The organism is Fervidobacterium pennivorans DSM 9078, from assembly GCF_000235405.2.
Lineage (GTDB): Bacteria > Thermotogota > Thermotogae > Thermotogales > Fervidobacteriaceae > Fervidobacterium > Fervidobacterium pennivorans.
This window is the reverse complement of record NC_017095.1, coordinates 2,142,257-2,166,381: the sequence shown is the minus strand read 5'-3', so window position 1 is coordinate 2,166,381 and position 24,125 is coordinate 2,142,257. Positions and strand designations below refer to the sequence as shown.

Annotated in this window: 20 protein-coding genes and 1 tRNA gene; 10 read left to right on the top strand and 11 right to left on the bottom strand. The window is 40.1% G+C overall.

The features are described from left to right. The first annotated feature begins 95 nt into the window (after positions 1-95). From FERPE_RS10150 to FERPE_RS10105, 10 genes are all read left to right on the top strand, one after another. Positions 96-935 carry a M55 family metallopeptidase gene (locus FERPE_RS10150; protein ID WP_014452537.1) on the top strand — a complete coding sequence of 280 codons (840 nt, stop codon included), beginning with the start codon at positions 96-98 and terminating at the stop codon, positions 933-935. 42 nt (positions 936-977) lie between these two features. Beyond that, on the top strand, positions 978-1,859 hold the full coding sequence (locus FERPE_RS10145) for a bifunctional enoyl-CoA hydratase/phosphate acetyltransferase (protein ID WP_014452536.1): 882 nt from the start codon (positions 978-980) through the stop codon (positions 1,857-1,859). A gap of 36 nt (positions 1,860-1,895) precedes the next feature. Then, entirely contained in the window at positions 1,896-2,831 is a 936-nt protein-coding gene (arcC, locus tag FERPE_RS10140; RefSeq protein WP_014452535.1) for a carbamate kinase, read from the top strand. A 240-nt stretch (positions 2,832-3,071) separates the two neighbouring features. Next, a complete protein-coding gene (gene rsmH / locus FERPE_RS10135) occupies positions 3,072-3,956 on the top strand; it encodes a 16S rRNA (cytosine(1402)-N(4))-methyltransferase RsmH (RefSeq protein WP_014452534.1) in 885 nt (294 codons plus the stop codon). Positions 3,957-4,193: 237 nt separating this feature from the next. Continuing rightward, positions 4,194-4,463, top strand: coding sequence for a hypothetical protein (locus FERPE_RS10130; protein WP_014452533.1), 270 nt, complete (start codon positions 4,194-4,196; stop codon positions 4,461-4,463). Continuing rightward, positions 4,460-6,250, top strand: coding sequence for a peptidoglycan D,D-transpeptidase FtsI family protein (locus FERPE_RS10125; protein WP_014452532.1), 1,791 nt, complete (start codon positions 4,460-4,462; stop codon positions 6,248-6,250). The genes FERPE_RS10130 and FERPE_RS10125 overlap by 4 nt, the downstream gene beginning before the upstream one ends. Before the next feature lie 262 nt (positions 6,251-6,512). Further along, positions 6,513-7,061, top strand: coding sequence for a 50S ribosomal protein L10 (rplJ, locus tag FERPE_RS10120; protein ID WP_014452531.1), 549 nt, complete (start codon positions 6,513-6,515; stop codon positions 7,059-7,061). Positions 7,062-7,124: 63 nt separating this feature from the next. Next, positions 7,125-7,514 carry a 50S ribosomal protein L7/L12 gene (rplL, locus tag FERPE_RS10115; protein ID WP_014452530.1) on the top strand — a complete coding sequence of 130 codons (390 nt, stop codon included), beginning with the start codon at positions 7,125-7,127 and terminating at the stop codon, positions 7,512-7,514. A gap of 282 nt (positions 7,515-7,796) precedes the next feature. Further along, positions 7,797-11,345: a DNA-directed RNA polymerase subunit beta gene (rpoB, locus tag FERPE_RS10110; RefSeq protein WP_014452529.1), complete on the top strand. Its 3,549-nt coding sequence runs from the start codon at positions 7,797-7,799 to the stop codon at positions 11,343-11,345. A 53-nt stretch (positions 11,346-11,398) separates the two neighbouring features. Further along, positions 11,399-16,351, top strand: a complete 4,953-nt coding sequence (locus FERPE_RS10105; protein WP_014452528.1) for a DNA-directed RNA polymerase subunit beta' — start codon at positions 11,399-11,401, stop codon at positions 16,349-16,351. Between the two features lie 78 nt (positions 16,352-16,429). Here the strand turns inward: FERPE_RS10105 and queD are convergent, their stop codons facing one another. The 11 genes from queD to FERPE_RS10050 all read right to left on the bottom strand — a co-directional run bounded on the left by queD (position 16,430) and on the right by FERPE_RS10050 (position 24,103). Continuing rightward, complete coding sequence (gene queD, locus FERPE_RS10100) at positions 16,430-16,789, bottom strand: 6-carboxytetrahydropterin synthase QueD (protein ID WP_014452527.1); 360 nt, start codon at positions 16,787-16,789, stop codon at positions 16,430-16,432. Then, the gene (locus FERPE_RS10095; RefSeq protein WP_014452526.1) at positions 16,773-17,879 is read right to left on the bottom strand and encodes a Gfo/Idh/MocA family protein; all 1,107 of its coding nucleotides are present in this window, start codon (positions 17,877-17,879) and stop codon (positions 16,773-16,775) included. Before FERPE_RS10095 ends, queD begins: the two co-directional genes overlap by 17 nt. 130 nt (positions 17,880-18,009) lie before the next feature. Next, positions 18,010-18,651 carry a 16S rRNA (guanine(527)-N(7))-methyltransferase RsmG gene (gene rsmG / locus FERPE_RS10090; RefSeq protein ID WP_014452525.1) on the bottom strand — a complete coding sequence of 214 codons (642 nt, stop codon included), beginning with the start codon at positions 18,649-18,651 and terminating at the stop codon, positions 18,010-18,012. After that, entirely contained in the window at positions 18,617-19,348 is a 732-nt protein-coding gene (locus FERPE_RS10085; RefSeq protein ID WP_014452524.1) for a WecB/TagA/CpsF family glycosyltransferase, read from the bottom strand. Before FERPE_RS10085 ends, rsmG begins: the two co-directional genes overlap by 35 nt. A 73-nt stretch (positions 19,349-19,421) precedes the next feature. Then, positions 19,422-19,506: transfer RNA gene (locus FERPE_RS10080), tRNA-Leu, on the bottom strand. An 89-nt stretch (positions 19,507-19,595) separates the two neighbouring features. Beyond that, positions 19,596-20,102, bottom strand: a complete 507-nt coding sequence (locus FERPE_RS10075; protein ID WP_014452523.1) for a hypothetical protein — start codon at positions 20,100-20,102, stop codon at positions 19,596-19,598. 37 nt (positions 20,103-20,139) lie between these two features. Continuing rightward, entirely contained in the window at positions 20,140-20,790 is a 651-nt protein-coding gene (locus tag FERPE_RS10070) for a hypothetical protein (RefSeq protein WP_372589246.1), read from the bottom strand. Positions 20,791-20,823: 33 nt separating this feature from the next. Then, positions 20,824-22,014 carry an LCP family protein gene (locus tag FERPE_RS10065; RefSeq protein WP_014452521.1) on the bottom strand — a complete coding sequence of 397 codons (1,191 nt, stop codon included), beginning with the start codon at positions 22,012-22,014 and terminating at the stop codon, positions 20,824-20,826. A 1-nt stretch (position 22,015) separates the two neighbouring features. Further along, the gene (hpt, locus tag FERPE_RS10060) at positions 22,016-22,537 is read right to left on the bottom strand and encodes a hypoxanthine phosphoribosyltransferase (protein WP_014452520.1); all 522 of its coding nucleotides are present in this window, start codon (positions 22,535-22,537) and stop codon (positions 22,016-22,018) included. Positions 22,538-22,592: 55 nt separating this feature from the next. Beyond that, positions 22,593-23,681: a tRNA 2-thiouridine(34) synthase MnmA gene (mnmA, locus tag FERPE_RS10055; protein WP_014452519.1), complete on the bottom strand. Its 1,089-nt coding sequence runs from the start codon at positions 23,679-23,681 to the stop codon at positions 22,593-22,595. Beyond that, positions 23,678-24,103, bottom strand: a complete 426-nt coding sequence (locus FERPE_RS10050; protein WP_041262917.1) for an RrF2 family transcriptional regulator — start codon at positions 24,101-24,103, stop codon at positions 23,678-23,680. The genes mnmA and FERPE_RS10050 overlap by 4 nt, the downstream gene beginning before the upstream one ends. Positions 24,104-24,125: the final 22 nt, after the last annotated feature.

Sequence of the window (24,125 nt, the reverse complement as noted above, 5' to 3'; positions counted from 1 at the left end):
ACTTGTTTATGCTTTCGTATGCTTCGGTATGCTCTTTTTTACCAGACTTCATAACAAACACACTCTGTTTTATAATACCAACAGGGGTGGGTGGTATGACAACGAGTAGGAAAAAAGTCTTTGTATCGTTTGATTACGAAGGACTCGCTGGTGTAACTAGTTGGAATGACGTTGAGAAGAGAAGTCCTGAATACAAAAGATATGAAATGTTGAGACAGCTGAAAGCGTTTTTAAAAGGATTGGAAGGGTGCGAGGTAATGCTTGTGGATTCACATGCCGCAGGTGATAACATCCCCTGGGAAATCACTGAGGAATTTCCGTACGTAACATTGGTAAGTGGTGGCATTAGGCAATACTATATGATGTATGGTATTGACGAATCCTTTGATTTTGCTGTCTTTTTCGGTTACCATGCAGGTATTGGCACCATTCACGCAAATATGGACCATACATACTCAAGTTCTTCAATACACAATATTTGGGTAAATGGCATGGAAATGAACGAAGCACTTATCAACGCAGCTTTTGCTGGTTTGTTCAGTGTTCCTCTTGGATGTCTAATTGGAGATGACAAAGTTATTGCCCAAACTTCTAAAATCCTCCCAAAGGTTCTTACTGTGGAGACCAAAAAGTCTATCGGAAGGCACAGTGCTATTATGAAACCAACGAAGATTTTGCTTAACGAACTGGAACAATGTGCTAGGGAGCTTTCAACAAAATCCAGAGAAGATTTCGAGATTTTCAAATTCTCATCGCCTATTGAAATGGTTGTGGAATTCAGTGATACACTTAGAGCTGACCTTGTATCCTCCATGCCCCTTGTCGAAAGAATAGATGGAAGGAAAGTTCGCCTTACTCACGATGACTACAAGGTCATCTTTGAAGCATTGTTGGCTATGACATATATTTGTGCAGCTGCAAGGATATTAGTTTAACTTTAAAAAAATCTAAGAACAAGCACTGTGGAGGTGTTAACGATGATAAGAACTCTTTCTGAAATCATCGAAATGGCGAAGGGTAAGGGGAAAGTTATCGCCATTGCTGGAGCAGAGGATAAAGAAGCCATAAAAGCAGTTGTCGAAGCAAGAGAATTGGGCGTTTCTGCTATTCTTTTTGGAAAGAAAGAAGTAATTGAAGAGAATTTGAAGGAGCTCAACGCCGATTTCCCCATTGTTGACTGCCGTTCTGAAGAAGAGGCATCCAAAGGTGCGGTGAGAGCAGTCGTCGAAGGGAAAGCACACATAGTGATGAAAGGACTTGTAAAAACTTCCACACTGCTGAAAGCCGTTTTAGACAAAGAACAAGGACTTAGGACAGAGAGATTGCTTTCACACGTTGCGGTTGTTGAAGTTCCTGGTGTGAACCGTTTGATTTTCATCACAGATGGTGGCATGGTAATTAGACCTACTTTGGAACAGAAGGTACAAATTATAGAAAACGCAGTTGCTGTTGCCAGAAAACTTGGTTACGAGATGCCTAAAGTTGCACTCATAGCTGCCGTTGAAACAGTAAATCCCGACATGCCGGAGACAATGGAAGCTGCTATTATAGCCAAAATGAACGAGCGCGGTCAAATAAAGAATTGTAAGATAGACGGACCCCTTGGAATAGATAACGCTTTGAGCGTTTATGCAGCAGAAGTCAAAGGTGTCAAGGGAGATGTCGCAGGTCATGCTGATATACTAGTTGTTCCAGACATTCACAGTGGAAATTTCCTTGGCAAGTCTGCTGTATACTTCGCAAATGGAAAAATTGCTGGTATCATAGCTGGAGCAAAGGCACCAGTTATTGTCATATCACGTGCAGATACAAGCGAGTCGAAATTCGCATCTATCGCTTTGGCAATCGCACTTTCATAAATCTAAAATTCCATATCCGTAGTTGGAGGTGTGCACATGAAGAAACTAGCAGTTGTGGCTATTGGTGGAAACGCGGTTAACAGACCTGGTGAAGAAGCAACAGCAGAAAACATGATGAAAAACCTTTCCGAAACCGCCAGATTTTTGGTTTCTATGCTTGATGAGTATGACATAGTTATAACTCATGGAAACGGACCACAAGTAGGTAATCTCTTAGTCCAACAAGAATTAGCAAAGCACGTTATACCACCGTTCCCTATTGACGTTAACGATGCGCAAACGCAAGGTAGTCTTGGTTACATGATAGCGCTAACTCTTGGAAATGAGCTAAGGAAAAGGAATATACAAAGAGAAATCGCAGCCATCGTTACACAGATTATCGTTGACAAGAACGACCCTGGCTTCCAAAAACCTTCAAAACCAGTCGGTCCATTTTATTCAAAGGAAGAGGCAGAGAAGCTACAACAAGAAAAAGGTTGGATAATGAAAGAAGATGCTGGACGAGGTTGGAGACGTGTTGTTCCTTCTCCAATCCCACTCGACATAGTTGAAAAGAACGTCATAAAGACATTGGTTGAAAAAGACATGATAGTCATAGCAGCGGGTGGGGGTGGAATACCTGTCATACAAGAAAACGGAACACTGAAAGGGGTTGAAGCAGTCATCGATAAAGATAGAGCAAGTGCTTTGCTTGCCAAGGAAATTGATGCAGATATACTCATAATTCTTACCGGAGTTGAAAAAGTATACATCAACTACAACAAGCCGGATCAAAAAGCTCTGGACCATCTTACAGTTGAAGAAGCGAAAAAATACCTTGCTGAAGGTCAATTCCCATCAGGTAGCATGGGACCAAAAATCGAAGCGGCAATTGATTTCGTAACCTCAACCGGAAGGGAATGTTTAATTACCGATATGGCAGTTCTCGATAAGGCATTAAAAGGGCTTACTGGAACAAGAATAACACTTTGAAAAAGGATAGTAGTTTACTCTTTCCACGTCCGTAATAATAAACAGGGGGGAGCCCCCTGTTTGTTGTTTAATAAATGTTAAATTTTACTATACTTAAGTATATACTGATAAACATTCCAAAAATCGCTTAAATAAATACTTTTTCAACCGTTGATTTTTTTTGGAAAAAATTGCAAAATTTACACATTTTGTTCTACAATGTAAGTAGCCTTTTTCTAAACTAGCGGAGCGGAGTGAAGCATGAATAGGATTTATAGTGAACGACACATCCCGGTACTGTTGAAGGAAGTTGTAGACAACTTGGTATGGAAGCCAGACGGGGTGTATGTGGATTGTACGGTAGGAGAAGGTGGACACACCAAAGCGATAGCGGAGCGGATATTGGAAACGGGTGGCAGGGTTATAGGAATAGATGTTGACAGCGAAGTTTTACAAATAGCGGAGCGAAACTTGGAAGCCTACCCCAATGTTCAGCTCTTCAAATTCTCCTACGTGGATTTACCCGTCTTGCTTAACCTATTACAAGTCCATAAAGTTGATGGACTGCTTGTTGATTTAGGGGTCTCTACCTACCAATTAAAAGGAGAAGGTAGAGGATTTTCGTTCAATCAAGATGAACCCCTCGATATGCGAATGAACCTCGAAAGTGAATTAACCGCCCACCATGTTGTTAATACCTACCCTGAGGATAGATTAGCCGATATTATATACAATTATGGTGAAGAACGTTTTGCGAGAAGGATTGCCCATTCTATTGTTCAAAATAGGCCAATAAATACTACTCGAGAGTTGGTTGAAGCCATCCGAAAAGCTCTGCCTTACAAGGAAATTCACAATCGAAAAAGGCATTTTGCAACTAAAACGTTCCAAGCAATACGGATAGAAGTAAATAAGGAGCTTGAGAACTTGGCGAAGTTCCTTTCGTTCGCACCTGATTTGTTAACAACTGGAGGTAGAATTGCTATAATCTCGTTCCACTCACTGGAAGATAGATTAGTAAAGCACGCATTTAAAAATGACCCGAGATTAGAACCTCTAGGCGATTTTATAGCACCAAGCATGGAAGAAATAGCCGAGAACCCAAGGTCGAGGAGTGCAAAGTTAAGGGTAGCTAAGAGAGTTTGAGTTTCTCACTGTTAGACAACAAATAACTTAATTCAACTAAAAGCGGAGAAAGTTAGTATTTTTCTAGAAAGTTAGGTTTTAGATTTTTCTTTTACTTTTTTACATTTTCCAAATGTTTGATATTGCACTTAGCGGAGCAGAGAAGAGCCGTTGTGTATGGGCTTATGTTTTCGTTTCTGTTAGTAAGTTCTTAATTTTAGTTTTCTCATAACTTAGCGGAGCGAAGGGGGATAGAGTATGACGCTTGTAAGAAGTAAGCGGAGAGAAGTCGCTCTTGAAGGTTTACAAGAGCAGCATAAGACCTTTTCTCGAGTGTTGAAGTATATCTTTGCATTTTCTTTGTTCACGGGTCTGATTCTCGGCGCGTATCAACTTAACTCCAGAACAGCGGAGATGTTAAGGCAAGTTGAGATGTATAGAGAGGGTTTATCGAATTTAAGACAACACAACGCAGTTTTGGATATTCAAATAGCAAAACTGGTATTAGGACGTGATGTAATCAATTGAGCAGAGGTAGATACCGCTATAGACTAGTGTTATTAATTGTCTCGGTCTTGATAATTGTTTTGCTTGTAAAGGTTTATACAAATATATATACTAACCGTTACGCGGTTAAAAGTTACATACCTGCACTGCGTGGTAATATTTACGATTCTCGCGGGCGTTTGCTCGCTACAAGTGAGATTGTTTATGGTGTTTATTTGGATTTGAATTACTTGAGGAGCTTTGCAGGCAATGCGTTCAAGAAATCACCAGATTTCCTAAGATTATTGAACGCTTTTGGAGTATCTGAACAGCTAAGCGAACTTGATAAAAAAAATATTCTCAGACTCGGTATTGTCAATAGCAGACAGGAAGCAATAAGAAAGATTCCAACCCAGTTTTTGAAATTTGTTGCGATTGTTCCCGAGGAACGCCGTATTTCCTTATCAGATTTTGGTCTTTCTGCAATCGTTGGCAGAACGGATCAAAGGTATGGAATCAGTGGTGCGGAAGCTTATTTCGATAAAATACTGAGACCTGTCAGAGACGGTGTTGTTTCTGTAACTTATTCAGGAATATTTGGCAGACCTTTGAACTATGTAAAAATAGAGCCTGAAAACGGAAAAAATGTTAGGCTTACGATAGATAGTGAACTTCAAAAACAACTTTACTTATTGGCCCAGGATTACAAGGAGAAAAAGCAAGCAACAGAAGTCGGAGTTCTGGTAATGGAAAGTAGTACAGGAAAAGTAAGAGCCGCTTTAACCACCCAGAGTTGGCCCACCTACTATATGGGATATATTGAACCCGGTTCCACAATCAAGCCCATCATATTTTCAGCTGCATTAGAACTAGGACTTGTTACACCAGATACTCATTACTACTGTCCTGGATATGTGAAACCTATCGAAGGTTTGGATTTGACAATTAAAGATCTTGAAGTTCATAAGGATATCAATCTTTACGATGGGCTAGTTCATTCCTGCAACGTCGTTTCTGTTCTCACAACAAAGCAAATCGTTGATTCTTTTGGGGTCGAAAAGCTTTATGAAATTTTCCAGTCCTTTGGTTTGGGTAGGGAGACAGGCATAGAATTGCAAGGGGAGATTCCAGGAAAACTTAACACTCCAGACAAGTGGTACAAAGCTGACTGGGCGTTTATGAGTATTGGACAATCAATAGGCGTCACACCTATCCAATTACTAGCAGCTTTTAATACTATAGTGAATGGCGGAATCTACGTTGCACCTACTATCTACGAGGGAAAAGAACCGGCAAAGAAACGAGTCATATCAAAATCAACCGCTGACATTGTAAAACAAATGCTGGAAGATGTCGTGGAAAGAGGAACAGGTATAAACGCAAAGATAGATGGTATAAAAATACTTGGAAAGACCGGTACAGCTCAAAAAAACAAGAAAAAGGATGTCACAGCAGTCTTCGTAGGGCAAGCCATTTTAGACAAGCCTTACACTATAATGGTCTGGGTTGATTCCCCTCAGACCGAAAAACTAAGCAGTATCGTTGCTGCACCATTTTTCAAGGAAGTTGTTTTGAAATTAAAGCAATACCAGGATGATTTGATGAATCCTAAAAAGCAATCCTATACAAATCTTCCTGATATCACAGGTTGGAATATCTCGCAACTTAAAGAACTTGCTGAAGCTACAAGTATCGTGTTAAAATTAAACGGTACAGGTTTATATGTGGAGAAATACGCAACATCCACAACAACCTACGCAACAAACGTAACGATTGTAGAAGTCTGGCTAACAGATACCCCGATACGTTTGAAGAATATCGTTCAATAAGCTTATTTCTTTACACAGATTTAACTCATTGTTCACTACAGAACAGAAAACTTTGGTAAAATATACCATGTCCTAAAATAAGTGATTGCCGTAGATTGCAGGTTAAATAAAGCCCTAACAAAATAGTCAGGGCGCCTGCAGGAGGCACGGAAGGGATACGAAAAGCACCTGTTCAACGGATTATCGTTTCCGTATTGGTGCTATTTTCCCTCCGCTGTGCCTCGTAAAGAGGCATTTTTTATTTGATTAGGGAGGTGACGACGTGCTTAAGAGACCTGAGAAGGAACAACTTGTTAACGAGTTAACAGAGACTTTTAAGAATTCTTCATTGGTACTTTTCGCGGACTTTACCGGACTTACAGTTGCACAGATGACAAAACTTAGAAGAGCTTTAAGAGAAAAGCTTGGTAACGACGCAAGATTTACGGTTGTTAAGAACACTCTCTTAAGGATGGCTCTCAAAAATGCAGAGTATGACCTCGAGGGCCACGACAATGCGCTTTTTGGACCAACCGCAGTTCTTTACGTGAATGCTAAAGCAGACCCTGTTGAGGCCATCAAGATATTCTACAACTTTGTTAAAGAAAACAAAGGAACACCTGTTTGCAAAGGGTTGTACCTGGAAAGAAAGTTCTTTGCAGGAGACCAACTCGAAAACTTGTCCAAGCTCCCATCAAGAGAGCAACTACTTGCAATGGTTGTTGGTGGTATCCAAGCACCTATTCGCGGCCTTGTCAACTCTCTCGCAGGTGTGCTTAGAAGTGTATTGTATGCTCTTAACGCTATTAAGGAACAAAAGGAAAAACAGTAATTTTATTTAGTACTAGTTGGTTAGAACAAAAACATAAGGTAAACTTATCAGGAGGTGTATATTATGACATTGGAAGAACTCGTAAAAGCTATTGAGTCATTAACAGTTGCGGAACTTGCAGAACTTGTTAAGATGCTTGAAGAAAGATTCGGCGTTAGCGCAGCAGCCCCAGTCATGGCAGCAATGCCGGTTGCAGCGGCAGCAGCAGCCCCAGCAGCGGCAGCAGAAGAAAAAGACACATTTGATGTTCTCCTCAAGAGCTTTGGTCAGAAGAAAGTTGAAGTCATCAAGGTTGTCAGAGAAATCACAGGACTCGGACTCAAGGAAGCAAAAGACCTTGTTGAAAAAGCTGGCGCACCAGATGCATTCATCAAACAAGGAGTTAAGAAGGAAGAAGCAGAAGAAATCAAGAAAAAGATCGCAGAAGTCGGCGGAGAAGTTGAAATTAAGTAACATATTTTTCAAAACAAAGAATATTGTGTATCAAACCCCGCACAGTACTACACAGTGCGGGGTTTTTATGATTTAATATATAATTGCGGTATTATTGTCTAACATGACCCAAATGACGAACATAAACATGCATAAACATTCTAAAAAATTCCCTAGAGTTACAGCATCGAATAGGTTCATTAGAACCCTACGTTTTTTATTTATATACTCAGCTCTTTTAGCCCCTCACAGTGCGTAATTTCCAACCATTCTGTATCGACACTTTAGGAAGAGGTGATCAGATTGAAAACTTATCAAGTGGGCAAGAGGATAAGGTACTCCTTCGGAAAGGTTGATGAGATTCTCAACGTCCCAGACCTCGTAGAAATCCAGCATAAATCCTTCAAGGAGTTATTGGACCATGGTATTTTGCGTATCCTCAAGAAGTTCAGCCCCATAACGTCAGTGAAGACCGAGGGTAGAAGAGACAAAGGTTTCAGCCTCGAATTCGTTGGATTTCGTGTAGGTGAGCCTCTTCACTCGGTCGAAGAGTGTAAACAGCGTCTTCTCACGTATGTCGCACCGTTTTACGCAACGGTGAGAGTTACTGATTTGTCAACAGGAGAAATGCGCGAAGAAGAAGTAAGTCTTGGCAATTATCCTATCATGACTGAAAATCAAACGTTCGTGATAAACGGTGTTGAAAGAGTTGTCGTCAGTCAGCTCGTAAGAAGCCCAGGAGTCTATTTTGTCGAGGAACCAACCAAAAACATAGGAGCAAAGCCGATATATGTAGCACACTTCCTACCAGTCAGAGGTGTGTGGCTTGAAATATTGCTCAATCTCAATGATGAAACCTTGTATGCAAGAATCGATAGAAGGAAAAAGCTGAACCTTTTCTTGGTCTTAAAAACCCTTGGTTATCAAAACGATATCGATATCCTTTCTCTATTCCCAACTTACATAGACGTTGAAGATGATTACTCATTGAAACAAGCAGAAGGGGTTATAATTCTTGAAAAAGTTGTTTCAAAATCTGGAGAGGTCCTCGCTGAAAAAGGTTCAGTATTAACGCCCACACTTGTTGAGATATTTAGAGAACATGGGATTGATAGAATAAAAGTTGCAAATAAATACATACACAAGACCTATCTGAAGCTTAAAGAAAGGCTAAAAATGCCTCTTGAAGAGAATATCAGCGAGCTTAGGGCTTACATGGAAATATACAAAGAACTGCGCCCTGGCGAGGTGTTTAGATACAACGCTGCAAAATCCTTCTGGAATAATCTTTATTTTAATCCTGAACGCTTTGAACTTACCGAAGTCGGTAGGTACAAAATGAACAAAAAATTGACAAACACGTACAGAAAATACCTTGTTGAAATAGAAGGAAGAAATCCAAAGAGTGTTGAGAATGTTGAGTACATGGAGACTTCCGATGCTCTTACACCGATGGATATAATCTTGGTTGTTAGAATGCTACTTGAAGTTGAAAAACACCCGGAAACTCTTGATACAAAAGACCACCTTTCAAATAAGCGGGTCAAAACAGTTGGTGAATTGATAGGTTCAGAATTCGAAAGAGCGTTCTCGAAATCTGTCCATCAAATTCAAGAAAAACTTGCAACCTATACAAGCTTAGATAAGATATCGATTCCAAGTTTGATTAATTTGAGAAACGTCGTCGCTTCGCTTAACAGTTTCTTTGCAACGAATCCACTTTCACAATTTATGGACCAGGTCAACCCAATCGCTGAATTAACACACAAACGAAGGCTTACAGCAGTCGGGCCTGGCGGATTAAAGAGAGAAAGGGCAAGGTTTGAAGTTCGTGACGTTCACCACTCTCACTATGGAAGGATGTGTCCAATTGAAACTCCAGAAGGCGGTAACATAGGTCTTATTACCTCTCTCGCTGTTTATGCCACAATCGATAAATTCGGTTTCCTTGTGACACCATACAGAAAGGTTGTCAACGGTAGAATAACTGACGAAGTCGTTTATCTTGCTGCAGATGAAGAAGAAAACTACAGAATTGCGTCATCAACAATACCAAGAGATGAAAATGGTAACATATTGCAAGAAAAAGTCCCAGTTAGATATCTTGAAAAAGTAGTCTACGTGCACAAAAACGAAGTCGACTTTGTCGATATATCACCAAAACAAATCGTCAGTGTCACAACATCACTGATACCGTTCCTCGAACATGACGACGCTAACCGTGCTTTGATGGGTTCTAACATGCAAAGACAAGCGGTTCCACTTATCAAATCTGAAGCTCCACTTGTTGGAACTGGTATGGAATACCCAGCTGCTATCTATTCTGGACATGTCGTATTGGCAAAACACGACGGAATTGTCAAAAAGGTCGATGCCAGAAAAATAGTCATCCACAGAACAGACGAAAATGGCACCCCACTTTATGATAAAAAAGGAAATCCGGTACTCGATGAATATACACTTTTGAAATACGTTAGGTCAAACCAAGATACCTGTATCAATCAAAAGCCTATTGTTAATGTTGGAGATTTTGTAAAGAAAGGTACACCAATTGCTGATGGTCCAGCGACAGATAACGGAGAACTTGCACTCGGTAAGAACGTGCTCGTTGCGTTCCTCCCATGGGAAGGTTACAACTTCGAAGACGCTATACTGGTAAGCGAAGAACTACTAGAAGAAGAAACGTTCACATCTGTACACATCGAAGTCTATGAAACAACAGCAAGGGAAACAAGGGTTGGTCCAGAGGAAATCACTGCGGAAATACCAAATGTTTCGAAGGAAAATTTGAGAAATCTCGATGAAAACGGAATTATCCGGATAGGTGCCTACGTTGGTAAACAAAAATACTTCACCTCGCAAGATATCCTTGTTGGTAAGGTAACACCAAAAGGTGAAAGTGATGCAACACCGGAAGAAAAAATTATGAGATCCGTCTTCGGAGAAAAAGGTAAAGACGTCAAGGATTCGTCACTCAGAGTTCCGCACGGTGTTGAAGGTAGGGTCATCGGTGTACACGTATTCCACAAAGAAGAAGTCGGAGACCTTGGTCCTGGTGTGAATACACTTGTTCGAGTCTATCTTGCAACCAGAAAACCACTTGAAGTTGGTGACAAACTTGCCGGTAGGCACGGTAACAAGGGTGTCGTATCAATGATTCTTCCAAAAGAAGACATGCCGTTCCTACCAGACGGAACACCGGTCCAAGTAGTCTTAAGCCCATTGGGTGTTCCATCACGTATGAACATTGGTCAAGTGCTCGAAACCTCTCTTGGTTGGCTAGCAAAGTTAACAAACAGACACTTTGCTACACCTGTTTTCGATGGTGCTAAAGAAGACGAAATATTGCCAGAATTATACAAAGTTCGAGAAAAACTTAATTTGCACCATGGAGATGACCCAGAAAATCCATCAGGTAAGGTTATTCTCAGAGATGGAAGAACAGGTAAGGAATTCGATTCACCGGTGCTCGTTGGTTACATGTACATTATGAAACTCATTCACATTGCAAGGGACAAAATTCACGCGAGGGCAACAGGACCTTACTCATTGATACACCAACAACCACTCGGTGGTAAAGCTCAGTTTGGTGGACAAAGGTTCGGTGAAATGGAAGTCTGGGCACTTGAAGCATACGGTGCTTCCTACACATTGAATGAAATGCTTACAGTAAAAAGTGACGATATCAAGGGTAGAACCGAAGTTTACAAAGCTATCATGAAAGGTAAGAACTTACCAGAACCAGGTCTACCCGAGAGCTTCAAGGTCCTTGTTAGAGAACTGAAGGGTCTCGCACTCGATGTCCGCGTTTACGACGAGCACGGTAATGAAATAGATATCGAAAAACTGTAAGGTTTGGTAAGTTCTATAAGGCTTTTACCCGACGTTAAGAGGAGGGAAAATGAATGAGTTCTTCTTTCAAAAGGAAAATTGCGAAAGTAAAAGTGGCGGTGGCATCCCCCGAAGTTATCAGAAGCTGGTCAAGTGGAGAAGTGAAGAAAGCAGAAACGATAAACTACCGTACCTTCAAACCAGAAAGAGATGGACTATTTTGCGAAAGAATATTTGGACCTGTAAAAGACTATGAATGTGCTTGTGGAAAGTACAGTGGTAAAAAGTACGAAGGTACAGTTTGTGAAAAATGTGGAGTTAGGGTCGAATCAAGAGATGCAAGAAGGCGCCGATTTGGGCATATCGAATTGGCTGCTCCTGTTACGCATGTCTGGTATCTTAAAAACACTCCAAGTGTCATCGCCACGTTACTTGACATGACAGTAAAGGATATAGAAAACATCGTCTATTTTGGTAGTAGAAGGGTAAACGAAAGGGTCCTTATAGTCACCGACCCAAAGAACACACCTTTTGTGAAAGGCTCTATATTGAACCAAACTGAATACGAAATCTACGCGAAAAAATGGGATTTTGAAGTGTCACCTGCATATATAGTAAAAGAACCAAGGACTCCGCTTGTAGCTGATATAGATGGTGAGGTTCATATAAAGCATGAAAGAACACACACAGACAGAGATATTTATTGGATAACAATAAGGAACATTATAAGAACCGAACTACGTGTTTACAGCGGAATGGAACTCAGGGTTAAAGATGGAGATTTCGTCAACCAAGGTGATGAAATAGTCTCAGAAAAAAGGGTCGATGCCATTTTCGCACCATTTGACGGAACCGTAGAAGTCGACGAAGTTTCAGAAACTATTACTCTTAATCCTCTCCCAACAAGTAAAAATACACCGATAACATTCACGCTACCATACGGTGTAAGAGCATTAGTGAAGAATGGAGATAAAATAAAGAAAGGGCAACAATTGACGACAGAAACTATATTGCCTCGTATCATAGCACCGTCATCAGGAACCGTGAAGTTCAGCAGGAACCTTAACCTGCGACCTCTTGAAAATGGAAGCTATGAAGTCATTACAACAGGAACGCTGTACATTGAAAACGTCCAGTCATCCAAAACGTATCCTGTTTTTGAAGGAGCGACTATATATGTTCAGGACGGGGAAATGGTAAAAGCTGGCGATGTTATTGCCGACAGATTCCTCTTCGAAGATGAGAAACTATCTATTGAAGAGTACAAAATCTTCAGCCAGCACTACCATGGCATGTTTGTTGTTGAAGAACAAGTTGAAAACGATAAACCAATAATGGTGGTCACATACATTGACCCACAGATTGCGGAAGAAACTGGTATCACAAGAGGTCAAATAATCACTCAGCAAGATTACGAAGCTTACAGCATGATATACCCAGGAAAGATTGAAGCTGAGACTGGAGCTGCAGCAATCAAGAAGCTGTTGCAACAACTTGATCTCGAAGTTATGAAAACCGAGCTGGAAAACGAACTTAACAAAATTCCAAAAAGCAGCGTAAGAGCCAAGAAATTGTTAAAAAAACTAAGAATAGTTAAAGATTTAATGGAAAGTGGAACAAAACCTGAGTGGATGGTTCTGGAGGTCTTGCCAGTTGTTCCACCAGAAATAAGACCAATGATACAGATAGATGGTGGACGTTTCGCAACAACAGACCTCAATGACCTTTACAGAAGGGTCATAATGAGAAACAATCGACTCAAGAGATTGTATGAAATGAATGCACCTGAAGTCATAATCAGAAACGAAAAGCGTATGTTACAAGAGGCCGTTGATAATCTGATATACAATGGAAAAATTGGAAAAGCTTATACAGATAGAAATGGTAGACCTTTGAAATCACTTACTGATCTCATTAGAGGAAAGAAAGGACGCTTCAGAAGAAATCTACTTGGTAAACGTGTTGACTATTCAGGTCGAGCCGTTATTGTCGTTGGTCCTCATCTGAAGATACACGAATGTGGTTTGCCAAAGAAGATGGCTCTTGAACTCTTTGAACCGTTCGTTATTGCCGAACTTTCAAAAGAGGAAAATGCGGAAGCTACACAGACAAAAGTTAAAAAATACAGAAAAGAACTCCAAAGAGAAGACCCGAAAGCTTGGGAAAAACTTGAGAAGGTTATTCAGGGAAGGGTTGTCTTACTCAACAGAGCTCCAACACTGCACAGGATGTCTATCCAAGCTTTCGAGCCAAAACTTATAGAAGGTAACGCTATACAACTGCATCCACTGGTATGTCCACCGTTCAACGCAGACTTCGATGGTGACCAGATGGCAGTCCATCTACCGCTTTCGCCAGCAGCGCAAGCGGAAGCAAGGTTACTAATGTTATCAAGGTACAACATAATCTCCCCGGCACATGGAAAACCTATATCGATGCCCGGTAAGGATATTGTTGCCGGTATTTACTACCTAACGATGGTCGATAAGAACTACGATAAAGTTCAACCGGAAGATATCAAATGGAAATTCGCAAGCCCAGAGGAAGCGGAAATCGCTTACGAATTTGGTTACATAAAGCTACATGAACCAATACTTGTCAAAATTGACGATAAGGTCATAAAAACAACATTCGGTAGAGTCATATTCAACTCGATTCTTCCGGAGGAACTTAGAGATTACAACAAAACGTTCGGAAAGAACGGAATCAAAGATGTTGTTTACAAAACTTTCAAAAAACACGGTATCGACAGAACAGCAGACTTGCTTGATGATATAAAAACACTCGGGTTCCACTACGCAACGATTTCTGGTTTGACGGTCAGTTTGAAAGACTTCCTCATTTCTCCGAAGAAAAACGAAATCATTGCTGAAGCAATGAAAAAGATAGATGAGATAGAGAGACTCTACAAGGAAGGTTTATTGAGCGATGAAGAAAAATACAAAGAGACGATAAAGATTTGGACAAAAGCTACAGATTTGGTTCAAGAAGAAACCTACAAATACCTTGGAGAGAATCCATTCAACCCAGTGTTCATAATGGTTGATTCCGGAGCAAGGGGTAACAAAGACCAGCTTAAACAACTTTCCGGTATGCGTGGTCTTATGGCGGACCCATCTGGTAGAACTATTGAAATTCCGATTCTTTCGAACTTCCGAGAAGGGCTCTCGGTCCTTGAATTCTTTATCAGTACACATGGTGCAAGAAAAGGTTCGGCCGATACCGCACTGAGAACAAGCTCTGCTGGATATCTTACAAGAAGGCTCGTTGACGTCGTTCAGAGCGTTGTTATCACGCAACCAGATTGTGGAACACACGAAGGTGTTAGAGCAACAATACTTAAGAGTTCTGACAACTTCGTTGTTGAAAAAATAGAAGATTTCATATTTGGTCGAGTGTTGGCAAAGGACGTCTACGAACCTGGAACCGGTAACATATTAGTCAACCCGGAAACAGGAAGGGTCTACCAAAGAGATACGGTGATACTTGACGATGATGCTAAGTTCTTGTCAAATTACAAAAAGAGAGTGCCTGTTGTTGAAGAAAAAGTTCTTGATTTGAGCGATATTAATATTCCTGAGGTTTACGCAGAACTTGCTGAAGATGTCGACCTTGGCACAGAAGTTCTGCCAGCTGAAAGCGAACTCAATTGGGAAGTTATCAAAAAGCTAAGAGAAGCTCGCGTTAAATCCGTGAAAGTGAAACTTTACCCAATCGTTGGGAACGTAGTGGCAGAAGAAGTTGTTTGGGACAAAGAACGGAAAAAACAACTTGCCGTTGAAGAAGAACAAATAGATGTAACAGTTGCAAAAATGCTTGAGGAAAACAACATAGACAGCATTGTAGTTAGACCGGAAATATATGTCCGCTCACCACTCACATGTGAAGCTGAACACGGTGTGTGTGCGAAATGTTACGGTCTTGACCTATCGAACCATAAAATTGTGAACGTTGGTGAATCTGTAGGTATTGTAGCAGCTCAATCTATCGGTGAACCAGGTACACAACTTACAATGAGGACGTTCCATACAGGTGGTATCGCTACAACAGCTGACATCACACAAGGTTTGCCAAGGGTTGAGGAGCTCTTCGAAGCAAGGAAAAAGACAAAAGACCCAGAAGGTATATTCTCCAAAGTTAAAGGTGTTGTAGTTGATATCTCTCAAGATGAACCAAAGAAGATTTATATACAAGACGAACTTGGAACAATACACGAATACGTTGTTCCATCCAGGGTGAGAGTAAACGTAACCATCGGACAAAAGGTCTTACCTGGTCAGTCACTTACAACAGGTTCTCTCAAAGTAAGAAAGATTCTCGAGGAACTTGGAGTAGAAGACACAGCGATGTACCTGCTAAGAGAAATTAAGAAAGTCTACGTGCAACAAGGTGTCGATATTCATGATAAGCATTTTGAGCTGATAATCAGGCAGATGCTTAACAAAGCCGAAGTCATTGAACCAGGCGATACTGACTTCTTGCCAGGAGACCTTGTACCAATCGCTATTCTCAACAAAGTAAACAGAGAGATAATGGAAGGCAACGCTAACATAGAGCTCAACAGAAAACGCGTTATCGGAAAAGTACTCGCAAAGCACATCCTTATAAAGAATGAAGAAGGTCAAATTGTAGAGCTCGCAAAAGAAGGCGAGGAAATAACAGAAGAACTGTTGGAACAATTCATCAAGTATAATGTAAAAGAGGTCCTTGTGATTAACCATGACAAAGAAAGAGAAGTTTACCAGATAATGCCAAAAGAAACTGTGAAATACAGAAGGAAACTACTCAGAATTACACAAGCATCTCTTGAATACGAAGGTTGGTTGAGTGCAGCAAGCTTCCAGCAAACGCAACAAGTATTAACAGACGCAGCAATCAAAGGTGCGGTCGATTATCTCAAAGGTTTGAAAGAAAACGTTATCGTTGGTCAGCTCATACCTGCTGGAACAGGATTTGAGATATTTGCAAACATTCAATATGAAGAAACCCCAAGACATGCGCTCGAAGAAAAAGAAAAATTGGCATAACTGGTTATGAAAAATTGAAAAGCGGCACCTGAAAAAGGTGCCGCTTATTTTCATTGGTTTTCGATTTTAACTACCCTTTCAATCTTTCCTATAAACTACCCACGATGTTGGTGTTTCCCAAAGTCGAACCTCGGTAAGTTTATATCTTTCCGTTGTAAGGTATTTTTCCAACCTTTCCCAAATCCACTCTGCAATGTTTTCAGCACTTGGTTGAGGTATTATTTCGTTTATGTAAGCATGGTCCAAATAATTCAGCACTTCTCTTTTCACTATTTCTTTTAACTCAATAAAGTCGATAACCATTCCCTCTTCGTCTTTTTCACCACAAACGACAATTTGGAGTTTGTAAGTATGTCCATGGAGTTTTTCACACTTTCCATGATACTGTACTAAGTTGTGTGCGGCGTCAAAAGTGAATTCTTTAACCACGCACAACATAATGTCCTTCCCATCCTTTCATCTGAGTAGAATCGAACTCGAACGGAAATTTGACAGGTTTGTTCTCAAGCGCAGACTTGTAAATTGCAAGCACAATTTCAACCGCCTTTCTGCCCTCTTCACCCGGAATTTTGGGAGCTCTATCGTAAATTATCGATTCGTAGAAATCTCTGTAAAGTGGGACATGCCCAAACCCATAAACGGTATCTGGGTCCGGTAGTTCCATAAACGGATGGCTATCTTCACCCGGGAATTTCCAAACCAAAATCTTGTTAACAGCCAAGCCTCCTATGATTACCGTGCCCTGTTCACCGAAAATCGAAAGGGTTTCTTCTAAATTTCTTGGATAAATTGTTGATGTCCCTTCAATAATACCAACCTTCCCATCTTTAAACTTCACAATCGCACCACCGAAATCTTCCGCCTCAATGTAAGGATGATGAAAGTTACGAATCACCCCGTAGACTTCTTCTACCTCGCCTCCAAGCATCCACTGGAGCAAATCAATGTTGTGTGTACATTGATTCATGAGCGAACCTCCATCAAGTTGCCATGTTCCACGCCACGATGCTTGTTCGTAGTAATTTTTATCCCTGTTCCATCTGATATTCGCAACTCCGTAGTTTATCCGTCCAAATGCACCACTTTCGACTTTTTTCCTCAGCTCAACAATAGGAGGGTTAAATCTATTTTGGAAACAAACTCCTAATTTTACACTTTTTTCTTTAGCGGTCTTTATCATCTCATCCATGTGTTTTGTTGAAAGTGCCATAGGTTTTTCAACTAAAACATGGACGCCAGCTCTCAAAAAGTCCATAGATATTTCATAATGGTAACCGCTTTCCGTAGCAATTGCGACAAAGTCGATATCTTCGTTCTTTATTATATCCTCGTACTTTTGATAAACTTTAGGTTTATAGCCCGCCCGTTCTTCTATACTTTGCGCAACTCGTTCTGCTTTTTCTATAACAATGTCACAAACTGCAACCGCTTGGATAACATCGGAATTCTTCACTATCGCTTCCACATGTTTAGATGAACCTATTCTTCCACACCCAACAAGTGCCATTTTCAGCTTTCTCTCACTCATTTCACTCTCGCACCCCTTTTGAAGATTCATTCATTGAATGAACTTATGCACATACATTATACCATAAAAAATCCCCGAGGCAATAAGAACGAACTTTTGATTCTTTACTCCTCGGGGATTTGCAATTCAACTATCTGATAGGCCTTTTCTCTGGTATTCCAACTTTTCGCGGATACTTTTCTGGAGTTGGCGATGTTTTCTCAAAGATAATCAAAAACCTATCTTTCCCCAAAATACTGTACTTTCTAACTTCTGACAGTTTTACTCCCAGCTCTTTCATAGCGTTCACTGCCTGACCTAATTCTTCATTGTATCCGGGCCCTTTGTAGAGAAGAAGCTTCCCGCCAACTTTTACATATGGTGCTGTGAGTTCTAAAACAGTTGCTATCTTCGAAACAGCTCTGGATACCGCACTGTCAAAACTTTCCCTGAAATTTCCTTTATCTTTAAGTTCTTCGGCTCTGACGCACATTAATTCCACATTAATTAAACCCAGTTTTTCGCATAAGTTCTTCACGTAATCTATCTTTTTGCATACGCTGTCAATCAAGAAACCATGAACGCCGAATTCTATTGAAAGAAAGACTCCGGGAACTCCACCACCTGTTCCTACATCTAAGAAAGTATTTCCAAGGTCTTCTGGTTTCACAGCAAGAACGGAATCCATATATAGATAATGAAAAGCTTCGTTAAAGTCTCTGTAGCCAACAAGATTTATGGGGGCATTTACAAGTTCTTCAACGTACTTTTTGACAAGTTCTATTTTTTCCATCGAGAACCACCCTGAAGAAGAATTTAGCAACATCTAGAGGAACACGCGCTCGCGCTATGGGTTCATTTAACCAACGATAAAACCATTCAAGACGCAGTTTTTGAAAGAAAACAGGTGCTCGTTTTTTTACACCAGCAATAACATCGAAACTTCCGCCAACTCCCATGGCAAGTTTGAATGGTAGATGTCTATGTTGGTATATCCAAAATTCTTGTCTTGGAGTACCCATTCCAACAAATAGAAGATCCGGTTTTAATCTCTCAATCTCTTCAGCAGGTGTTTGGTCTTCGAAATAACCATGATGATAACCCACTACGTTTACTCCTTTTTTTCTCAAGTTCTCGGCGGTCTTTGGTATGACATCTGGTTTTGCCCCCAATAGATAAACGCTCCATTTCCTGTTTACAGCCTCATTACAAAGATAGATCATAGTGTCTATACCTGGTATCCTATCGGTATGAACTGCACAGTGTCTTTTTATCGCCCACACGACACCTGCACCGTCTGGAAGATGAAAAGAAGCGTTTTGTAAAACTTCTTTGTAATCAGAAATCTGCTCTGCTTTCAAAAATATCTGACTGTTCAGCGTTACCACAAATAGCTTTTCGCCTTTCTCTATGAGTTCAACAAGATATCGTCCAACATCTTCAGCTTTCCCGCAAAGAACGTTGTAGTCATAAAACTGAACCTGTGTCAAAATACCACCACCGAGTTTTTAGAAAATTAAAAAATTTGGGTCGGTTACTCCGACCCTTGCTGATTTGCCCACTTGGTGCCGAGGGCGGGATTTGAACCCGCACGGGAAACCCCACATGATCCTGAGTCATGCGCGTCTGCCAATTCCGCCACCTCGGCAAATCTATTTTTATCTATCAGCAAGGTTTATTATACCATACAAGCGAAAGTTTTCAAGTCTCTAACGCTTAGGTAGAGATTTCAGACGTTCAGAAATATGGTTCCAATAAACCAACACAGATTTTGAAACTTCCCCTATAGTATTGTGCCTCAATGTAAAGTTTGTCAACCATCTTCATCCCCGGTGGGTCTGGAACGTAAAATCTCAAGCTTGCAAATAGTGCATCTGAAACATCTACGAAAGTCGCAAAATCACTGAAATAACCTACTTGAACAAAGAGTTGCTTGTTTGAAAACCCCAAAACAGGACCGTATACAACAGAAAACGCATTCGAAGATGCATTGTAATCGTATGTTGCATAAATTGCCGGTCCGACCAAAAATCCAAGGGCTGTTTCAAAGGATACACCAGCGTAAATATTCCACAGTTTGTTTAAGGTCCAATCAGCATTCAGGTTAAAACCGTAGTCCTCGTAACCAACCCTTAAAACCCAGTTCGAAAATTCCCCGTAATTGTATCCAACCCCTATGTTGAAATAAGCATACGCAAGAGTAATTATCACAAGAAAACAAGAGATAAACAACCTTTTAAACATCTTTTAGCCCCCTTTCACCCTTAAACGATATTTAAAACTATCCTATTACAAATTTTGTGAATTCCAAAACCACTTTTTCATCTGTTTTATCGTTAAGTATCTCTATCTTTTTTGGAAGTTCCCTTTCCATGTAAAGTCTAACTGTTATCGGTTGAACACCGAATCTCGCAAGGATTGCCGCATTCTTTGGTCTGAATTCGATATAATCTCTTTCGTATGTCGCGTTGAACAGTGGCGTTGAAAGGAAATCTGTTATCGATGTTAGTATATCCCCTACTTGCGAAACATTTGGAACTACGTTCTCTGTTGCTTTGTAGTTTTTATATATGTATTCCACTTTTCTGGAAATTATATCGTATCGAATAACAATATCTTTGACAACTTCGGGAGATTTAAGATAAAATGTGAATTTTTCCAGGTTTTTAACAACCATATCGAAAGAGAAAGCAATTCTTTTACGTTGCTGGTTATCCATAACATCAAAGCTTAGAACTGTGCTTATGTTGAAGTTACGATTTCCGGCCAACTTCTCGATAAAACTGTAGACACTTATACCATCATCTGACGTCTTTGTTTGAGGTAATTGCGAATTACTCTGCGCATATACAAAGCTGGTAAAGAAAGTGAATAAGAAAACTATAGTTCCAACAACCAAGAAAACTTTTTTGCACTTAAACAAAATACTCACCTCGTCACAGCATTCGAAAAGTTGTTAATCTTGCTAAATCTTCAAATCTCCAGCTAAAATTATTATGAAATCTATTGGAAAGACAATTTTTTTCCCGTTCTTTGTTAATTCACCTATAATCGCAAGGTATTTAGAAATGTAATCAAGCCTGTCTTCAACGTATACAACTTCGAACTCCGTTTCAGAGAACACATCCTTCAAAAGTTTATCAACAAAGTTCTTCAGTCCTTCGTTTTTCCTCAATATCAAAACCGCATTTTTCTTTATATCTACGTCTACTCCTTCGTAGAAAATGTTGTTTGGTTTGTAACCTTTTGAAGCAAAGAGGTTCTCAACTTTCTCCCTGAAACTGGCTGATTTGTTATTAGTGTTGTTTATAACGTAGTATCTGTATCTTTCCTCTAACTTCTTCTCTCTGGTTGCGAAACTTGCTCGGTATTCTTCTATCTTAGATTCATCAAGGTATAAATTACCGTCTTCTGCTATGTAGAATGGAAATGGTATGCTTTCAATTTGCAAGCCTTTTTTCACTTTTGAAAAGATGTAAACCACTTCTCCTATCTCTATGTTGAATTCCGTGCGTTTTTTGATTTCTCTATACAGTTCCGTTAAAGCGAACACGTTTTTCTGCAAAGCTTTTTGAGCAAGCTTTTCTATTATTACCCGCTGTTTGTCAAGTCTTCCTATGTCTCCTTCCGCTGTTTTTCTGAAACGCAGATAGGCAAGTAATTCCTTTCCCTTCATTTTGTAATAACCAGGTGTAAAGTCAATTTCCAAATTCTGCGCTACATCTTTGTAGTGCATTGGTCTATCGACGAAAACTTCGATTGGTCCAAGTTCGTCACCAAGAAATTTGAAAATGTCGTAGTCAACGATAAAATACCTCTTTATTGTTATTCCCGTTAACTGCTCGATTCTCTTTTTAAACTTTTCTAGCCCTTCTGACTGATAGTATGAGTTAATTTTTTTGCCATCAATCATCAAATCTCTTGGAATGCTGGAAATCATCATTTTCTTTTTCTCAAGGTCTATACTGGCAACAAGTATGACATCGGTTCGTCTTGTTCCACCAATGTCCTTATCCAACCCTAGAACCAAGATGTTAACGGGATCTTCTGTGGGAATGAAAAACATCCTCAGAAACATCTCTATCCAGATCGTGGAAACAAAGAGCGCTGCAGCTACACCTATGAATATTACAAAAACATAAAGGACGCTCCTCATATCACTTTATATCTCCCTTGACCCAACCTATATATGGAAGGTTTCTGTACTTTTCGTTGTAATCAAGTCCGTAACCAATCACGAATTTATCCTCAATTTCAAAGCCTACAAAATCAGGAGTAACCTGAGGGGTTCTACCAAGTTTTTTCAATAGGGTCACCACTTTTAAATCAGCTGGGCGATACCTTTTCAAATACTCCAGTATGTATGAAAGAGTTAATCCAGTATCAAGGATGTCCTCAACTACTATAACATATCTACCTTCTATTGGCTCATCTATCCAGCTTTTTACCCTGATACGTCCGGTTGATGAAACCCCAGAATAGCTTGAAACTTGGATAAATGAATATTCCACGTTCATATCTATGTTCTGTACTAACTCGCTGAAAAAGTGTATAGAACCCTTAAGAACACAAACCGCATGCAATGTATCCGTTTTGTCTTTGTAATACTCCGTGATTTCTCTTCCAAGTTCTTTTACACGCTGTTTGATTTGTTCACCGGATATCATAACCTCTATCAAGGAAATCCCCTCCTAAATTGGCCTTTTGGATTTCTAACAAGTTAGAAACACGCTTTCACTTTCCTGATTCAATTACCCCTGCACAGATAACCCTTGGTCCGTCGTAGAAAACTGCAATTTGTCCTGGGGTTACTGCAAATGTAGGTTCATCGAACGTTACGAAGAGTTTTCCACCATCTTCCTCTCTGTATTGTACTGTACACCCAACCTCTTTAAACTTTTTGCGTATCTTTACACTGGCTCGGAACTCATTTGGTAAATAATCGTCATAGACATTCAAATTCGAAACAACCATATGTTTGTCGTATAACTTGTCAACAGGGGCAACTAGTATAAAATTACCATCAACATTTTTTGCCCTCACGTACAACTTGCTTCCAGCAGCTATACCAAGTTTTCTCTGTCCTATCGTGTAAAATGGTAATCCATCGTGTTTTCCGATAATTCTTCCATCAGTTGTAATTATGTTCCCCGCTTTGACGTCTACCCCCCAATCTTTAAAGAAGCTTTTCAAATCGTTATCCGGTAAAAAGCACAAATCTTGGGAGTCTATCTTATGTGCCACATGGATACCTTGCTGTTGAGCGATTTTTCTTATTTCATCTTTCGTGTAATATCCGTTCGGAAGAATTATCCTTTTCAACTTTTCTTTCTTTATTGAAGCCAGAAAGTACGACTGGTCTTTACTCTCATCAACAGCTTTGTAAAGCTTTCCATCGATTATCCTTGCGTAGTGTCCGGAGGCTACGTATTCCATTCCATCACTTAATGCAACATCCATAACGGCACCAAATTTTATGTAGTCATTGCAGAAAAAACAAGGATTAGGTGTTCTTCCTCTCAGATTTTCGTTTATGAAATAATCAATTATCCTCTCTTTGAAAACATCTTCAACGTGAATTATCTTAAATGGAACGCCGAATTTTTTCGCTATTATCTGTGCATCGAATGTGTCCGAAGGGCTACAACAAACTTTGTGTTTTATCTGCTTGGTTATGTAGAGTTCATCCCTAACGGTCTTCATGTGGTAGGCTGTAACATCGTATCCTTCTTTTAAAAGCAGATACAAAGCAACTGCGCTATCAACACCACCACTCAGTAGTACTCCAACTTTGACACCTTTTTTCTCTATTTCAACGTTCAAATTTTGCACCTCGCTTTGTAGTCCTGTATCAAATCTCTAAGTTTTATGCTTTTAAGCGTATCTTCCATTTTTTCTAAAACAACTTCCCATATTTTATTAACTGTGCAAGTCTCTGGACTCTCTTGCTCTGGAACTACATCAACAAAGCACTTGATAGCATCTGTTGGATTATCAACCGCCGTGACTATATCGTAAACTGTTATTTCTTCAGTATCTTTTGCCAGTTCGTAACCTCCGCCCCTACCTCTGTAAGCCTTTAGTATCCCATTCCTTGCAAGGTCCGCCAAAATCTTCTCAGCAAATTCAAGTGGTAATTTTGCCCGGCATTTTTTCACTAACTCACGCGCACAGACACGTCTATTTTCCAAGCCAATTAGAATCATTATCTTTATTGCGTACTCACTTTTCATCGTTATTGCCAATATCTCACCCTTCCCCTTGTTT

Excerpts from the sequence above, each read along its gene's own strand:
- FERPE_RS10145 (WP_014452536.1), top strand. The coding sequence starts at position 978 with ATGATAAGAACTCTTTCTGAAATCATCGAAATGGCGAAGGGTAAGGGG.
- FERPE_RS10150 (WP_014452537.1), top strand. The coding sequence starts at position 96 with ATGACAACGAGTAGGAAAAAAGTCTTTGTATCGTTTGATTACGAAGGA.
- FERPE_RS10130 (WP_014452533.1), top strand. The coding sequence starts at position 4,194 with ATGACGCTTGTAAGAAGTAAGCGGAGAGAAGTCGCTCTTGAAGGTTTA.
- rsmH (WP_014452534.1), top strand. The coding sequence starts at position 3,072 with ATGAATAGGATTTATAGTGAACGACACATCCCGGTACTGTTGAAGGAA.
- queD (WP_014452527.1), bottom strand. The coding sequence starts at position 16,789 with ATGTTGTGCGTGGTTAAAGAATTCACTTTTGACGCCGCACACAACTTA.
- rsmG (WP_014452525.1), bottom strand. The coding sequence starts at position 18,651 with ATGGAAAAAATAGAACTTGTCAAAAAGTACGTTGAAGAACTTGTAAAT.
- FERPE_RS10075 (WP_014452523.1), bottom strand. The coding sequence starts at position 20,102 with ATGTTTAAAAGGTTGTTTATCTCTTGTTTTCTTGTGATAATTACTCTT.
- FERPE_RS10065 (WP_014452521.1), bottom strand. The coding sequence starts at position 22,014 with ATGAGGAGCGTCCTTTATGTTTTTGTAATATTCATAGGTGTAGCTGCA.
- FERPE_RS10095 (WP_014452526.1), bottom strand. The coding sequence starts at position 17,879 with ATGAGTGAGAGAAAGCTGAAAATGGCACTTGTTGGGTGTGGAAGAATA.
- rplL (WP_014452530.1), top strand. The coding sequence starts at position 7,125 with ATGACATTGGAAGAACTCGTAAAAGCTATTGAGTCATTAACAGTTGCG.
- FERPE_RS10105 (WP_014452528.1), top strand. The coding sequence starts at position 11,399 with ATGAGTTCTTCTTTCAAAAGGAAAATTGCGAAAGTAAAAGTGGCGGTG.
- arcC (WP_014452535.1), top strand. The coding sequence starts at position 1,896 with ATGAAGAAACTAGCAGTTGTGGCTATTGGTGGAAACGCGGTTAACAGA.